Genomic DNA, 14,915 nt, shown 5'->3' with positions numbered 1-14,915 from the left:
TAGAACCACAGGGATTGCTGCCTGAGCAACACTGCAAACGCAGTCTCTGTGGCAGAGCCAACATCAGCCCTCCACCAGCTCGCCGCGCTGCTCGTAGCTGCGGTACAGCGCCGCATAGGCGCCATCGGCCTCGATCAGTTGTGCGTGGGGACCTTGTTCCTGCACCCGGCCCTGGCGGATCACCACGATGCGGTCGGCATCGCGGATGGTCGCCAGGCGGTGGGCGATGATGATTGCCGTGCGTCCCTCGCACAGCCGGCGCAGCGCCCGCTGGATGCGCCGCTCGGTGTGCACGTCCACCGCCGAGGTGGCTTCGTCCAGCACCAGCACCGCCGGGTTGGCCAGGTAGGCGCGCACCAGGCACACCAGTTGCCGCTGGCCATGGCTGAGATGGCTGCCGAGGCTGCCGACCTGGGTCGCGTACTGGTGGGGCAGGCGCTCCAGTACCTCGTCGGCGCCCAGTTCGCGAGCGGCGGCGATCAGCGTGGCGTCGTCGGCAGCGGGGGCGGCCAGGCGCAGGTTGTCGAGGATGCTGCCGGCGAACAGCACGTTGTCCTGCAGCACCACGCCCACATGCCGGCGCAGTTGCTGCTGGCTCAACTGGCGGATGTCCACGCCGTCCAGCTTCACCGCGCCTTCGCCCACTTCGTAGAAGCGGGTGAGCAACTGCACCAGGGTGCTCTTGCCATGCCCGGAAGGGCCGACGATGGCCAGCACCTCGCCGGCGCGGATGCGCAGGTCGAGGCCGTCGATAACGGGTTGCACGGCGTCGGCCTGGTAAGCGAAGCGGATCCCCTCGAAATGCACTTCGCCCTGCACCCGCGGCAACGGTAGCGGACGCGGCGGGTCGAGGATTTCCGGGGCCGTGTCCAGCAGCAGGAAGATCCGTTGCGCCGAGGCCGAACCCGTGGCGTAGCGCTCGAACAGGTCGGTGAGCTCTTGCAGCGGGCCGAGGAACAGCATCACGTAGAACAGGCTTTCACCCACCTGGCCCACGGTCACCGTACCTTCGGCCAGGGCGTAGCCGCCCACCAGCACCAGCACGGCCATGCCGGCGGCGGCGAGCAGCGCGGTGAACGGGGCGAACCAGCCAGAGCGCAGGCTGCCGGTGATCAGGGCGTTGTTGAAGTCGTCCAGCAGGCCGCGATAGCGCTGCTGGTTGTGCGCCTCGCGCCCGCTCTGCTGCAACAGGCGCACGCCGCTGACGCTCTCCACCAGGTGCGCGGTGAAGCGGCTGCGCTGCTCGGCGACTTTCGCCCAGTTGCGCTGGGCCACCCGCTTGAACGCCCAGGTGGCGAGCATCAGCAGCGGCAGGCTGCCGATCAGGCTGAAGAAAAACAGCGGCGTGATCAGCCACAGCATCAGCGCCGCCAGGGTGCAGCGCAGCAGGGCGCCGAGCAGTTCCGGCGGGCCCTGGATCAGCAACGGCTCCAGCGCATCGACGTCGCGGTCGGCGCGGGACAGGATGCGCCCGGCGCGGGTGCGGTCGAAGTAGCCGACGCTGAGGGACTGGACGTGGGCGAATACCCGCACCCGCAACTGGTTCAGCACCTCGATGGCGGCGCTGCCGGCGACGTACTGCGACAGCCCGCCCAGCAGGATCCGCCCCAGCCAGCTGGCGGCCAGCCCGGCGCCGAGCCACAGCACCAGCGGCAGGTCGAGCAGCCAGGCGTTGCCGTCGTGGATCAGGCCGCGGTCGAGCAGTTCGCGGACGAACCAGGGCCGAAGGAACACGGTGAACACCAGGATCAGCTCCAGCACGATGACCCAGGCCACCTGGCGCCGCACCGGTCTGAGCAGCGGCCAGAGGCGTTGCAGCATGCTGCGGTCGAGGGCTTTCTTCGCCAGCCGCTCCTCGATCTCGATATCGCTCATGGCGGTGTTGTTGGCGGTCTTGCTCATTGGTCGATCCCCAGCAGGTCGCGGTAGGCGGCGTTGCGCAGCAGCAGCTCGGCGTGAGGGCCGCTGTCGACGATGCGGCCCTGGTCCAGCAGCAACACGCGGTCGGCGCGCTGCACGGTGGTGGCCTTGCTGGCAATCAGCAGCAGGGTCGGGCCGCCGGGGCGGCGCAGGTGGTCGAGCACATGGCCTTCGCTGATAGCGTCGAGGGCGCTGGTGGCGTCGTCCAGGCACAGCAGGTCGGGTTTCGCCAGCAGGGCGCGGGCCAGACACAGGCGTTGGCGCTGGCCGCCGGACAGGGTCACGCCGCGGTCCCCCAGCGGGCTGTCGAGACCCTGGGGCAGGCGTTCGAGGATGTCGTCGGCAGCGGCGCGGTGCAGGGCGTCGAGCAGGTCTGCGTCGCTGGCCTCGGGGGCACTCAGGCGCAGGTTGGCGGCGAGGCTGTCGGCGAACAGGAAACTCTCCTGCGGCAACACATGCACCCGGCGACGCAGGTCGGCCAGGTCGAGGTCGCGCACGTCCTGCCAGCCGCCTCCGGCGTTGCCGATCAGCACGCGGCCGCTGTCAGCGTCGGTCAGGCGCGGCAACAGGCTCGCCAGCAGGCTCTTGCCGGTGCCGGTGGCGCCCACCAGGGCGACCACTTCGCCGGGGGCGAGGAGCAGCGAGCATTGGCGCAGGATGTCGCGCTCACTGCCTGGCGCGGCAACGTTGACCGCCTCCAGTTGCAGGCCCAGCGGCCCGTCGGGCAGGCGCCGGGGGCCGCTTTCGATGCGCGTCGGTGCATCCAGCAGTTGCCAGATGCGCCCGGCACTGGCGCGGGCGTCGGCGAAGGTCTGCATCACCCGGCCAATGCCTTCGATGCGGAACACCAGGGTGGTGGCGATCAACAGCGAGGTCACCAGTTCGCCGATGCCGATCTTGCCGGCGGCCACCAGTTGCGCGCCGATCACCAGGATCCACACATGACCGAGGGCGACCAGCGCCTGGGGCAGGGGAATCCGCGAGCTGGCCCAGGCCAGGGCCTGGCGGGCCAGCCCGGTGAACTGATGAACCTGCGTGGTAAAGCCGTCGATGCGCTGCTGTTGCAGACCGAACGACTTGATCACCCGCACCGCGCCGATGCCCTCGGCCAGGTCCTGGTTGACCCGATCGTAGGCGGCGCCCACGGCGCGGTCCAGCTCGACCAGGCGGTCGGTTTGCAGCACGAACAGGTACAGCGCCAGCAGCGTCAGCAGCAGCGGCCCCACGGCCAGCAGCGGGTGATACCAGGCCAGCAGGCCGACGGTGGCGAGCACGATCAGCGGGGTTTCCACCAGTTGCCGCCAGAAACTCACCAGCGCGTCGCGGACCTTGTCGGCGTCGCGGGTGGTGCGGGTGACGATCTCGCCGATGCCGTGCTGCCAGTGGTAGCCCAGGTGCAGGCGCAGCACCTGTTCGAGGATGCGCTCGCGCAGGCGGGTGAGCAGGGCCTGGCCGAGGATCAGCGCGCCCAGGCTGGCGGCGTATTGCAGCACTGCGCGGCCCAGGGCGACGGCGAGGATCAGCCAGAACCAGGTCCAGGCGAGATGGCCGTCGAGGCTGCCGTCGGCCTGGCGGCTGACCGCGCGACCGGCAGTGACGTCATTGAGGGCGTGGCCGATCAGCCATTGCTGCAAGACCAGGCCCAGGTTGATAAGAACGAACAGCCCGGCGACCAGGGCGAAACGCCAGGGCATCTCGCGGTAGATCGCCAGGCTGCGCAGCAGCGGGTGTCGATGGCTCATGAACGGCTCGAAACAGGACGAAGAAACGCGCGGGTGCCGTCATGGGCTGCCCGCGCGACGGGTTCAGCGGCTGGCACCGGCCTTCTGCTTGGCGGTGAGGATCGCGGTGTACTCGCCCGGATCGACGCCGTTGAGGTAGTAGTTGCCGACGTGGTGCAGGCGCCAGCGGATCGGGTCGTGGGTGGTGTGGACCCGGGCGTTACGCCAGAAGCGGTCGAGGTTCCACTTGCTCAGGGACGAACTGGCGCCAAGCAGCGAGAAGATGTCGCTGGAGATCCTCAGCGAAGCGCCGTCGGAATGGGCGCGGGCGGTGGCCACCGAGAGGATCAGTTCGTCCTGCAGGGCCTTGTTCTCCGGGTCGCGCTCGTGGGCATCGAAGGTCCGCGCGGCATCGCGCAGCAGGGACTCGGCGGCGCGCAGGGCAACCGCGTATTCGCCGATCTGGCGGATGATGTGCGGCTCGTCGCTGGCCCGTTCCACCTCGCTTTCGACCCACGGCCGGGCGTGCTGGTTGAGGTAGTCGATGCCGGCCTGCAGGGCGCCGGCGGCGATGCCAGTGTCGATGGCGGCGTGGAGGATCTGCGGGAAGGTCAGGCCGGTGCGCTTCATCGGGCCCTGGCGACGCAGCACGTAGCGCTCGTCCAGTTCGATGTTGTCGAAGCGCACGGTGCCGCTCACCGAGTTGTGCTGGCCGAAGGCGTCCCAGTCGTCCACCAGGGTCAGGCCGGGGGTGTCGCGGTGCAGCAGTACGCCGGCACCGCCGTCGTCACTGGCGGCGGTGAGCGAGATCCATTCGGCGAGGTAGGAGCCGGTGGAGTAGAACTTGCTGCCGTTGAGCACCAGCACGCCATCTTCACGGCGCTCCACGCGGGTCTTGAGGGCGAACTTGTTCTTGCCGCCGACTTCCGCCAGGGCATTGCCCAGGCGCTTGCCGGCCAGCACGTCGCCGAGCAGGCGCTGGCGCACTTCATCCGGGTAGCCGCTGAGCACCCCGCGCAGCATGACGTTGTGGATCTGCAGCAACTGGCCGACGCCGCCGTCGGCGCGGGAAATGATCCGTACGGTTTCGACGATGGTTTCCACCGAGGCACCGAGGCCGCCGTCGGCGCGCGGCACGCCGATGGCGGTCAGGCCGCTTTCCGAGAGCAGTTCGGCCTGGCGGCGGGGCAGGGTGCGGTTGTGTTTCGGGTCGGCGGCGAGTGCGGCGATTTCGCCGGCAATCTCGTGGGCGACGGTAATGGCCTGGGCTTCGCTTTCCAGGCGGCGGGGCAGGGTAGTCACGATTAACGCTTCCTTGAATGAACAGGTGCGCGGACTTGAGCAGGTTCTGTGCCATCGGTCTGCAGGCCTTGCGCGGCGTGGCTTTCAGCGAAATCGGCAGGGGCGGCTGCTGCTCTGGCAGCAGTGGGGCGGGGATTGTTGCTCAGGCAGCAGCAGTGCCGTTGCCGGGGTGTTGCCAGATCAGCAGTCCGGTACGGTGCTTGGTGGTAAAAATCAATGAAATCAATGGGTTGATGAGTTGGCACGGGCGCTGCAATGGCTCAGGCAAAGGCCGCCTGGCCCATTCGATCCGCTTGATGGAGTCCGTTCATGTCACTTGCCGCTGCTCTCGCTACCGATCAGTCGTCGCCCGCCGCGACGTCTCTGGAGCAACTCTGGTTCACCCGCTGCCCGGTACCGACCGCCTCGGGCATCGCCTACACCCTCGGCTGGCTGGGCGAGGAATTCGCCGCCGAAGGCCTGCCGGTACTGACCCTGCAGGAGGCCCGCCAGCTGGGTCACCACCACTACGATCACCAGCTGCCCGGCCTGTTTCGCGAAGGCGGCAACGTCCCGGCCCTGGCGGCCCGCGCCGCCGGTTCGCCGAGCCGGCTGATCGGCCTGACCTGGATCGAGGAATGGCAGACCATCCTGGTTCGTCCAGGCTCCGGCATCCGCACTGCTTCCGACCTCAAGGGCAAGCGCCTGGCGCTGCCGGCCTGGGGCGACAACCGTCCCGGCAGCATCGCCCGGGCCATGAGCCTGCACGGCTACAAGGGCGCGTTGAGCTCGGCCGGGCTGAGCTTCGACGACGTCACCCTGGTGGAAGTGGCCCTGGCCGACCAGGCCGCCGCACCGACCCCGGAGCAGGGCCTGCAACGTCTGTGGTCGGGCCTGGAGTACCTGGTGCGTGGCGAGGTGGACGCGGTCTACGTCAAGGGCGCTTCCGCCGCCGACGCCGCCCGCCGCCTGGGCCTGGAAGTCGGTATCGACCTCGACCAGCTGGAGCCGCGGTTCCGCATCAACAACGGCACGCCACGGCCGATCACCGTGCACCAGAGCCTGCTGGACGATCACTTCGACCTGGTGGTGCGCTTCCTCGCCCAGACCCTGCGTGCCGCCGAGTGGGCCAAGGACAACCGCGAAGGCCTGCTGCGCATTCTCCAGGACGAGACCCGCGCCGGCGCCGAAGGCGTGGACGAAGCCTACCGTGGTGACTTCCACACCACCCTGGCGCCGGACCTGTCCGAACAGCGCCTGGCCTTCCTCGACGTGCAGAAGACCCTCCTCAACCTGCACGGCTTCCTTGAAGCCGATTTCGACCTGGCCGACTGGGTCGATCACCGCCCTCTGCAAGCTGCCCGCGAACTGCTGGCCCAACGTAACCAGGACAAGGACCTCTGACATGACCGTATTGACCACCGAGCACCTGATCGACGCCGAACTGAAAGCTTTCGTCGAGCAGGTCATCCACCAGGCCGGCGAGGCCTTCCGCGTCTACCGCGAGACCAACACCATCACCGCCAACGGCACCGTCGGCTTCATCGAGCGGGTGCCGGGCCGCGACCTGCTGGTATCGGTCAACTACCCGGGCCCGTGGAAAAAGGACCAGCCGCTGAAAGCCAGCGTCACCGACTTCCAGGGCAACCTGGTGTTCGGCCAGGGCAAGGGCGGTCTGAACCGCTACACCCGGCTGTTCGTCCAGCGCCCGGAGATCACCACCGTATCCCACGTGCACAGCCCGTACCTCGGCGCCTGGGCCCAGACCCAGCGATCGCTGCCGATCAGCTACGTGCCGGTGCAGCGCTTCCAGCTGGCCCGCGAGCTGCCGGTGTACATCGACCGCCGCCAGGACGAAGTGGACTTCATCCTCGACAGCCTGACCGAAAACCCCTTCACCACGGCAATTCTCGAAGCCAACGGCGGCTCCACCGTGTGGGGCACCAAGGGCCTGCAGGACACTGCCGAGTTCATCCTGCTGCTGGAGGAGGGCGCGCAACTGCAACTGCTGGCCGAAGCCTTGGGCGGCTCCCGTGCCTATGGCCCGGGCGTGCTGACCCAGCAGTGGACCATGAGCAAGCTGCTCGGCCAGGCCCGTGAACTGGGCCTGGTACCACCCAACGACAGCCCGCGCGCATAAGGACATCCGATCATGGCAGTAAAGATTCTCTGGTACCTCACCAGTCCCGACGGTCCGTATCCGTGGGAAGAACAGGGCCGCTGGCTCACCGACTTCGATCACCTCAAGCAGATCGCCGTCAATGCCGACCGCCTCGGCTACTACGGCTCGCTGCTGGGCACCAGCCCCAACGAAAGCCTGACCGTGGCCGCGTCGCTGATCGACGCCACCGAGCGCCTGCGCTTCCTGGTGGCGCAGCATCCGGGCGAAGTGTCGCCGGCGGTGCTGGCCAAGTGGGCGCTGACCTTTGACGAGTTCTCCGGTGGCCGCCTGCTGTTCAACGTGGTCAACGGCAGCGACGCGGGTCTGGCGACCCTCGGCGTGCATTACCCGCACGACGAGCGTTACCAGTTCAGCCTCGAATACTGGCGTGCTTTCCAGGCCATCTATGCGGGCAGCACCGAGGGCTTCGACGGCCAGTACGTCAAGCTGGCGCCGCGTCCGGCCGCTGCCGCGCGGCATCCGCTGGGTGGCTGGCATCCGCCGAAGCGCCTGTCGGTGCCGCTGTGGGGCGCCGGCACTTCCGGTCCGGGCGTGGCCCATTCGGTGCAACTGCTCGACGTTTACCTGAGCTTCGCCGACACCCCGCCGAGACTGGGAGAGAAATTCCGCCGGGTCGGCGCCGAAGCGGCGAAGCTCGGTCGCGAGCTGACCTACGGCACGCGCCTGCAGATCATCGTCCGCGAGACCGAGGAAGAAGCCTGGGCCCACGCCCAGAAGCTGCTGGACAACACCTCGCTGGCCACCACCCGCGCCGCCCTCGAACGGCAACTGCCTCCGGGCCAGACCCTGGACAGTTTCCACAGCGACGACCCGCGCATCGAAGCCAACCTGCAGGCCATCCGCGAAGGCCGTCTGCCCAAGGCCCGCGACCTGGAGATCTACCCCAACGTCTGGACCGGGCCGAGCCTGTTCGGCTTCAACCTGCTGGGGCCGGCTGCCGGCACCTACCTGGTGGGCAGCGCCGAACAGGTGGCCGAGCGCATTCGCGAATACGAGGCCCAGGGCACCAGCGCCTTCATTCTCTCGGGCTTCCCGCTGATCGATGAAGCGCACCGGGTGGCGGACCTGCTGTTCCCGCTGCTCGACCTGGACCACGGCTTCGAGATCCCCCGCCTCAAGGCTCGCTCTACCGCTGAAACGGCCGGTCAACCGGCCTGAGGACTGCACCATGCCCAACGAATTTTCCCGTCGCATCTTCCTCGGTAACAGCCTGGCCATCGGTGGCGGCTTGCTGCTCGGTTCCAGTCTGCTGACCGGCTGCGGTGGCGGCGAGCCAGCCGCCGTGGCCGGTGCCAAGGCCATCGCCAGCACCCCGGTGCGGGGCGGGCGGCTGCGGGTCGGCATCATCGACGGCGACCAGGCTGGCAACCTCGACGCGCACAAGCCGTCCGGCGGCGGGATCATTCGCGGCTGGGCGCTGTACAGCAAATTCTGGGAGTGGAACGACGACGTCAGCACCCGCCTGGGCCTGGCCGAGTTCGCCGAACCCAATGCCGACGCCAGTGCCTGGACCATCCGAATCCGCCCGGGCCTGGAGTTCCACAACGGCAAGACCATCACCTCGGACGACATGCTGTTCTCGATCCTGCGCCTGACCGACCCGAAACTGGCCTCGCCCTATGCCGGGCTGGTCGGCGCCATCGACCGCCAGGCCTTGCGCAAGCTCGATGACCGCACCATCGAAATCCGCTTCAAGGAAGGCCGCAGCTTCTTCCCGCTGGACGAAACCCTGATCGCTTTCGGCGGCATCGTGCCGACCGATTACGACCCGAACAATCCGGTGGGGGCGGGGCCGTACCGGCTCAAGCGCTTCGTGCCGGGGCAGCGGGCGCTGTTCACCCGCTTCGAGAACTATTTCAAACCCAACCAGCCCTATGCCGACGAGCTGGAAATCATCGAATTCAAGGACCAGGTGTCGCGGGTTGCGGCCCTGCGCGCTGGCCAGATCGACGTCGCCAGCGGCGTGCAGGCCGAGCACAGTGCCTTGCTCAAGGCCGATCCGCGCCTGCAACTGGTGGTGTCGCCCACTACCTCGTTCACCGGCTTCAACCTCAATACCGCCAAGGCACCGTTCCAGGACGAGCGGGTACGCCAGGCCTTCCGCCTGCTGGCCGACCGCCAGGAGCTGGTGGGGCGTGGCCTGAACGGCTTTGGCCGGATCGCCAACGACCTGTATTCGCCCAACGACCCGACCTACAACCACGCCATCGCCCAGCGTCCCTACGACCTGGAACAGGCCCGCTCGCTGCTGCGCCAGGCCGGCGCCACCGACCTGCGCCTGGAACTGACCACCACCGCCAACGAAGTCAACGCGGCGCTGGTGTTCGCCCAGCAGGCGAAGAAAGCCGGGGTGGAGATCAAGGTCACGCCGGTGGACGCTTCGGTGTTCAACGGCCCGCAGAAGGAACAGTGGCTGATGTCGCCGGGTTCCACGCCGGCCCGTGGCTTCCTCGCTACCGGCCTGCACAACGACGCGCCGCTGGCGATCTACAACCGCAGCAACTTCCGTGACGAGCGCTTCTCGCACCTGTTCACCCAGGCGCTCGCCCAGCCCGACCTGGCCAAGCGCCGCGAGCTGGTGCACGAGGCGCAGACCATCCAGCACCAGCGCGGCGGCCTGCTGATCTGGGGCTTCAGCGACGTGCTCGACGCTGCTTCCAACAAGGTCGGCGGCCTGCACGGCGAACAGACCACCTTCGCCTCCTGGCGCTTCGACAGCCTGTGGTTGAACCATGCCTGATCGCATCAAGACTCCCCGTTTGCCCGCCTGGCTGCCCTGGTTCGTCGGTCGCCTCGGCTATGGCCTGCTCACCGCCTGGGTCATCAGCCTGGTGGTGTTCATCGCCACCCAGGCGCTGCCGTCCGACCCTGCGCGGGTGATCCTCGGCCCTGACGCGCCGCTGGACAGCATCCTCACCCTGCGTGAACAACTGGGCCTGAACCGGCCGATCCTCGTGCAGTACCTGAGCTGGCTGGCCCAGTTGCTGCGTGGCGACCTCGGCATTTCCCTGGACTCTGCGCAGCCGGTGGCGGCGCAGGTGCTGTACCGCTTTGGCAACACCCTGGCGCTGCTGGCCGGGGTGCTGCTGGTGACGGTGCCGCTGGCGCTGGTGATCGGCGTCGGCCTGGCCCTGCGCCGCGACAGCCGCCTGGACCGTTGGGGCCTGGCAACCCTGATCGTGCTCAAGGCCACGCCCGGCTACCTGATCGCTATCGGCCTGGTGCTGTTGTTTTCCATGCCGCACTTCGACCTGCTGCCGGCGGTGTCGCTGATCGATCCGGACCGGCCGCTGTGGCGCCAACTGCAGTACCTGGCGCTGCCGGCCATCGCCCTGAGCCTGTCGTCGCTGCCGTACCTGGCGCGGCTGGTGCGCGCGTCGATGATCGAGACGCTGGACTCGGACTACGTCGGCGCCGCGCGCCTGCGCGGGGTGCCGGAGCGGCGCATCGTCTGGCGCCACACCTTGCCCAACGCGCTGGTGCCGGCGATCCAGGGTGTGGCCCTGACCCTGCGGGTGCTGATCGGCGGCGCGCTGCTGGCGGAGGTGGTGTTCAGCTACCCCGGCATCGGCACCTTGCTCAACAGCGCGATCCAGATGCGCGACCTGCCGCTGATCCAGGGCGTGGTGCTGGCGATCACCCTCGGCGTGGTGGCGGTCAACCTGCTGGCTGACCTGCTCACCGTGCTGCTCACCCCGAAACTGCGCACCGCCCGCCGTCCCGGCCTGATCGCCCGCAATCGTCGCGGCATCCAGAGCTGGTGGCGACGGCCGGCGGCCAAAGCCCCTTGAAGGAGAACCCCATGTTCACAGCACGATTCTGGCGCGAGCCGTCGATCCGGCGCGGGGCGCTGGTGACCCTGGCGGTGGTGCTGCTGGCCCTGTTCGGGCCGTGGCTGGCGCCCCACGCCCCCACCGACATGCTTGGCGGCGTGTATGGCGCGCCCACGGCGGCGGCTCCGCTGGGGCACGACTTCCTTGGCCACGATGTGCTGTCGCGGCTGCTGGCGGGCGGCCTGTCGATCCTCTGGATGTCGGTGGCCGCTGCCGCCCTGGCGCTGGTGGTGGGCAGCGTGCTGGGCATGCTCGCCGGCCTGTCGCGCCAGCGCCTGGACCAGATCATCACCTGGCTGGCGGATGTCTGGCTGGCGTTTCCCGACCTGATCCTGGTGCTGCTGATCGTGTCCATGCTCGGGCGCGAGCCGTGGCTGATCGTGCTCACCGTAGCCATTGCCTTCATTCCCGGGGTGATTCGCCTGGCTCGCGGCAGCGCAGTGTCGGTGGCCAGCCAGGAGTTCGTCGAGGCGGCGCAGATGATGGGCTTTTCCCGCACCCGCATTCTCTTGCGGGAGATCCTGCCCAATGTGCTGACGCCACTGCTGGTGCATTTCGGCAACATGCTCACCTGGGGCATCGGCATGCTCTCCGGGTTGAGCTTCCTCGGCTACGGCGTCGCCCCTCCGGCGGCGGACTGGGGCCTGATGATCAATGAAAACCAGGCCGGCCTGATGGTCCAGCCCTGGGCCGTGCTGGCCCCGGCGCTGCTGATCGCGGTGTTTGCCTATGGCACCAACCTGCTGGCCGAAGGCATTGCCCGGTACAGCGCGGGAGCGCGCTCATGAATGCATTCGTCCTTTCGGCACCGGCCCAGTCCGCTGCTGCGGCGGCTGTGGCGGCGTTGCAGGTCGAGCACCTGCGGGTCGATCTCGACAACGGCAGTGATGTGATCGACCACATCGACTTCAGCCTGGCGCCGGGGGAAATCCTCGGTCTGGTGGGGGAGTCCGGCTCCGGCAAGACCACCCTCGCCACCGCCTTGCTCGCCCATGCCCGGCGCGGTGCGCGCATCCGTGGCGGGCGGGTGCGGGTTGCCGGCACCGAGCTGCTGGCCCTCGACGCTGAGTCATTGCGTCGGGCCCGTGGCGGCTTGATCGGCTACGTGGCGCAAGACCCGGCGCTGGCGCTCAATCCGGCGATCCGCATCGGCAAGCTGCTGCTGGAAACTCTTCAGGCTCACGAGCCGGGCCTGGGCCGAGACGAGCGCGAGCAACGGCTGCAACAGACGCTGGTGGCGGTCGGCCTGCCGGGGGATCGCGAGTTTCTCCGGCGTTTTGCCCATCAACTGTCCGGTGGCCAGCAGCAGCGGGTGATGCTGGCGCTGGCCTTCATCCTGCGGCCGAAGCTGATCGTGCTGGATGAGCCGACCACCGCGCTGGATGTCGGCACCCGTGCGCACATCCTGCAAACCGTGCGGCGCCTGTGCAAGGAGCAGGGCGTGGCGGCGGTGTACGTATCCCACGACCTGGGGGTGATCAAGGACCTGGTGGACCGGGTGATGGTCATGTATGCCGGGCGCATCGTCGAAGTCGCCAGCCGCGAGCGCTTGTTCGACCGGCCCGGTCATCCCTACACCCTCGGCTTGCTCGCGGCGATCCCGGAAGTGGGACGCCAGCGCGAGCTGCGGGCGATCGCCGGGCACGCGCCGGCGCCGGGGCAGCGTCCCGCCGGTTGTGCCTTCGCCGCCCGCTGCGAACGCCGCAGCGCCGCCTGCCAGCAGGCCGAACCGCAACTGCAGGAACTGAAAGACGGCCAGCGAGTGGCCTGCCTGCATCCACAACTGACCGCGCTGCCCGAGGCTCGCAGCCTGGCGCAGCGGCCTGTCGCCGAAGGGCAGGCGCCCTTGCTGGCGCTGCGCGAACTGAACCTGACCTACGACCGCCAGGTGCTGTTCGACCTCGATCTCGAGGTGTACCGCGGCGAATGCCTGGCGGTGGTAGGCGAGTCCGGCTCGGGCAAGACCAGCCTGGCGCGGACCCTGGCGGGGCTCGGCGACAACGCCATCGGCCGCCTGGACTTCGACGGCCAGCCGCTGAGCCTGCTGGCGCGCCAGCGCCCGGCGGCGACCCGGCATCGCATCCAGTACATCTTCCAGAACCCGTACCGGGCGCTGAACCCGCGGCAGACCGTCGGCCAGTGCCTGCAAGCGCCGCTGGAGCATTTCTTCGGCCTCAAGGGCGCGGCCTGCCGCGAGCGTATCGAGGCCGCCCTGAAGCGCGTGGCCTTGCCGGCGGAGACGGCCGGCAAGTACCCCCATCACCTGTCTGGCGGCGAGCGCCAGCGCGTGGCCATTGCCCGGGCGCTGGTGTGCGAGCCCGATGTGCTGATCTGCGACGAAGTCACCTCGGCGCTGGACGTCTCGGTGCAGGCGGCGATCCTGGCCTTGCTGCGGGAGCTGCAGGACGAGGGCATGACCCTGGTGTTCGTCACCCATGACCTGGGTGTGGTGCGGGCCATTGCTGACCGCATCGTGGTGGTGAAGGAAGGGCGGATCATCGAGCAGGGCGCCAGCGGCGAGGTACTGGATCGGCCGAAGACCGGGTATGTGAAGGGGCTGGTGGCGCAGGCGATGTTCTTGCGCCACTAAGGAGGTTTCACAAAATCAGTGCACGAATGCGCAGGAATATTCCTGCATGCGCCATTCTGGCCCGCAATGTGCACTTACACATTCCATCGATTGCTGATCGATCGATCAGGTCTCCGCCATGGCCCGCACAGCGCGCTGGCGGAGGCGTTCTTTTACCGCCGCGTCGGCTCGGGATTGCCTGAAATCCCCAGTAAACGCGGCGTTTGCCGGAACCGCTGGAATGTCCCTACCCGAACCGCTTGCGCCCGTGACCGACACCACGGGCTGGAGCGCCGAGCTGACGCTGCGCTTCGTTGAACGAGGCGGGAAGACCTGTATTGGTGCGCGTCGTCATTTCGGACCTCTTTTGGTGCAAAGGCCTTTCTACCCGGAAGGCGCGCCCTGCCATGTCTATGTGCTGCACCCCCCCGGCGGCGTGGTGGGCGGCGATCGCCTGACCCTCGAGGTACATCTTGAACCCGGCAGCCACGCGCTGCTAACCATGTCCGGCGCCACCAAGTTCTACCGCAGCGCCGGCCCCATTTCGGTGCTCAAGCAGCATTTCCACCTCGCCGAAGGCAGCACCCTGGAGTGGCTGCCCCAGGGCAACATCTGCTTCGACGGTGCCCGGCTGAGCCTGGAAAACCGCTTCACCCTGGCGCCGGGTGCTCGTCTGCTGGCCTGGGAAACCCTGTGCCTGGGCCGGCCGGTGATGGGCGAGGGCTTCGAGCGCGGCACGCTCGACAGCCGCCTGATCGTCGATATGCCCGACGACCCCGGCCTGCACGAACGCCTGCGCGTCGACGGCGGCTCGTTGCACAAACTTGCCGGCTACCCGTTGCAAGCCACCTTCTGCGCGGCGCCTGCCACCCCCGAACTGCTGGAGCAGGCCCGCGCGCTACTGGAAGACCTCGGCGTACCGGCCGGCGCGACCCTGCTTGGCCACTTGCTGGTGGTCCGCCTGCTGGACCACGACAACCAACGCCTTCAATCCACACTGGCGCGGCTCTGGCACGCGCTGCGCCCGGCCATTACCGGCCTGGCGCCGTGCCCGCCGCGAATCTGGGCCACCTGAGAGAGCGACCATGGAGCTGACCCCGAGAGAGAAAGACAAACTGCTGCTGTTCACCGCTGCGCTGCTTGCCGAGCGCCGCCTTGGTCGCGGCCTCAAGTTGAACTACCCGGAAGCGGTGGCGCTGATCAGCGCGACGGTGATGGAGGGCGCCCGCGACGGTCGCACCGTCGCCGAGCTGATGAACCTGGGGCGTGAAGTCCTGACCCGCGACCAGGTCATGGACGGGGTGCCCGAGATGATCCACGACGTTCAGGTGGAAGCTACCTTTCCCGACGGGACCAAGCTGGTCACCGTCCACGACCCCATCGTCTGAGCCGCGCGACAGGAGAGCAGG

12 protein-coding genes are annotated in these 14,915 nt (G+C 68.3%); 9 read left to right on the top strand and 3 right to left on the bottom strand.

Features of this window, described 5'->3' with window-relative positions; genetic code table 11:
* Nucleotides 1–63: 63 nt before the first annotated feature.
* From AC05QJ_RS19265 to AC05QJ_RS19255, 3 genes are all read right to left on the bottom strand, one after another.
* The gene (locus AC05QJ_RS19265; RefSeq protein WP_476742881.1) at nucleotides 64–1,902 is read right to left on the bottom strand and encodes an ABC transporter ATP-binding protein; all 1,839 of its coding nucleotides are present in this window, start codon (nucleotides 1,900–1,902) and stop codon (nucleotides 64–66) included.
* Nucleotides 1,899–3,662 (bottom strand): ABC transporter ATP-binding protein, encoded by a 1,764-nt coding sequence (locus tag AC05QJ_RS19260; protein ID WP_476742880.1) that lies wholly within the window; start codon nucleotides 3,660–3,662, stop codon nucleotides 1,899–1,901. Before AC05QJ_RS19260 ends, AC05QJ_RS19265 begins: the two co-directional genes overlap by 4 nt.
* A 63-nt stretch (nucleotides 3,663–3,725) precedes the next feature.
* Nucleotides 3,726–4,943 (bottom strand): acyl-CoA dehydrogenase family protein, encoded by a 1,218-nt coding sequence (locus AC05QJ_RS19255; RefSeq protein ID WP_476742879.1) that lies wholly within the window; start codon nucleotides 4,941–4,943, stop codon nucleotides 3,726–3,728.
* A gap of 309 nt (nucleotides 4,944–5,252) precedes the next feature.
* On the opposite strand from AC05QJ_RS19255, the gene AC05QJ_RS19250 reads away from it, so the two are divergent.
* The 9 genes from AC05QJ_RS19250 (at nucleotide 5,253) to AC05QJ_RS19210 (ending at nucleotide 14,894) form a co-directional block, all read left to right on the top strand.
* Nucleotides 5,253–6,326, top strand: a complete 1,074-nt coding sequence (locus tag AC05QJ_RS19250) for an ABC transporter substrate-binding protein (RefSeq protein ID WP_476742878.1) — start codon at nucleotides 5,253–5,255, stop codon at nucleotides 6,324–6,326.
* A gap of 1 nt (nucleotide 6,327) precedes the next feature.
* Nucleotides 6,328–7,062 (top strand): class II aldolase/adducin family protein, encoded by a 735-nt coding sequence (locus tag AC05QJ_RS19245; protein ID WP_476742877.1) that lies wholly within the window; start codon nucleotides 6,328–6,330, stop codon nucleotides 7,060–7,062.
* A 12-nt stretch (nucleotides 7,063–7,074) separates the two neighbouring features.
* Complete coding sequence (locus AC05QJ_RS19240; protein ID WP_476742876.1) at nucleotides 7,075–8,262, top strand: LLM class flavin-dependent oxidoreductase; 1,188 nt, start codon at nucleotides 7,075–7,077, stop codon at nucleotides 8,260–8,262.
* 10 nt (nucleotides 8,263–8,272) lie between these two features.
* Nucleotides 8,273–9,844 (top strand): ABC transporter substrate-binding protein, encoded by a 1,572-nt coding sequence (locus AC05QJ_RS19235; protein ID WP_476742875.1) that lies wholly within the window; start codon nucleotides 8,273–8,275, stop codon nucleotides 9,842–9,844.
* Nucleotides 9,837–10,895: an ABC transporter permease gene (locus tag AC05QJ_RS19230; protein ID WP_476742874.1), complete on the top strand. Its 1,059-nt coding sequence runs from the start codon at nucleotides 9,837–9,839 to the stop codon at nucleotides 10,893–10,895. Before AC05QJ_RS19235 ends, AC05QJ_RS19230 begins: the two co-directional genes overlap by 8 nt.
* An 11-nt stretch (nucleotides 10,896–10,906) precedes the next feature.
* Nucleotides 10,907–11,725, top strand: a complete 819-nt coding sequence (locus AC05QJ_RS19225) for an ABC transporter permease (RefSeq protein WP_476742873.1) — start codon at nucleotides 10,907–10,909, stop codon at nucleotides 11,723–11,725.
* Nucleotides 11,722–13,527, top strand: a complete 1,806-nt coding sequence (locus AC05QJ_RS19220) for a dipeptide ABC transporter ATP-binding protein (protein WP_476742872.1) — start codon at nucleotides 11,722–11,724, stop codon at nucleotides 13,525–13,527. Before AC05QJ_RS19225 ends, AC05QJ_RS19220 begins: the two co-directional genes overlap by 4 nt.
* Nucleotides 13,528–13,747: 220 nt before the next feature.
* On the top strand, nucleotides 13,748–14,581 hold the full coding sequence (locus AC05QJ_RS19215) for an urease accessory protein UreD (RefSeq protein WP_476742871.1): 834 nt from the start codon (nucleotides 13,748–13,750) through the stop codon (nucleotides 14,579–14,581).
* 10 nt (nucleotides 14,582–14,591) lie between these two features.
* Entirely contained in the window at nucleotides 14,592–14,894 is a 303-nt protein-coding gene (locus tag AC05QJ_RS19210; RefSeq protein WP_476742870.1) for an urease subunit gamma, read from the top strand.
* The last annotated feature ends 21 nt before the right edge of the window (nucleotides 14,895–14,915 follow it).

Source organism: Pseudomonas sp. TUM25319 (assembly GCF_056388475.1).
The sequence above is the reverse complement of the archived record's forward strand: the minus strand, read 5'-3'. Positions and strand labels throughout refer to the sequence as shown.

Bases quoted from the DNA above. Each gene is read 5' to 3' on its own strand.
- AC05QJ_RS19210 (WP_476742870.1), top strand. From the start codon at position 14,592: ATGGAGCTGACCCCGAGAGAGAAAGACAAACTGCTGCTGTTCACCGCT.
- AC05QJ_RS19265 (WP_476742881.1), bottom strand. From the start codon at position 1,902: ATGAGCAAGACCGCCAACAACACCGCCATGAGCGATATCGAGATCGAG.
- AC05QJ_RS19235 (WP_476742875.1), top strand. From the start codon at position 8,273: ATGCCCAACGAATTTTCCCGTCGCATCTTCCTCGGTAACAGCCTGGCC.
- AC05QJ_RS19230 (WP_476742874.1), top strand. From the start codon at position 9,837: ATGCCTGATCGCATCAAGACTCCCCGTTTGCCCGCCTGGCTGCCCTGG.
- AC05QJ_RS19245 (WP_476742877.1), top strand. From the start codon at position 6,328: ATGACCGTATTGACCACCGAGCACCTGATCGACGCCGAACTGAAAGCT.
- AC05QJ_RS19220 (WP_476742872.1), top strand. From the start codon at position 11,722: ATGAATGCATTCGTCCTTTCGGCACCGGCCCAGTCCGCTGCTGCGGCG.
- AC05QJ_RS19250 (WP_476742878.1), top strand. From the start codon at position 5,253: ATGTCACTTGCCGCTGCTCTCGCTACCGATCAGTCGTCGCCCGCCGCG.
- AC05QJ_RS19215 (WP_476742871.1), top strand. From the start codon at position 13,748: ATGTCCCTACCCGAACCGCTTGCGCCCGTGACCGACACCACGGGCTGG.
- AC05QJ_RS19260 (WP_476742880.1), bottom strand. From the start codon at position 3,662: ATGAGCCATCGACACCCGCTGCTGCGCAGCCTGGCGATCTACCGCGAG.
- AC05QJ_RS19225 (WP_476742873.1), top strand. From the start codon at position 10,907: ATGTTCACAGCACGATTCTGGCGCGAGCCGTCGATCCGGCGCGGGGCG.
- AC05QJ_RS19240 (WP_476742876.1), top strand. From the start codon at position 7,075: ATGGCAGTAAAGATTCTCTGGTACCTCACCAGTCCCGACGGTCCGTAT.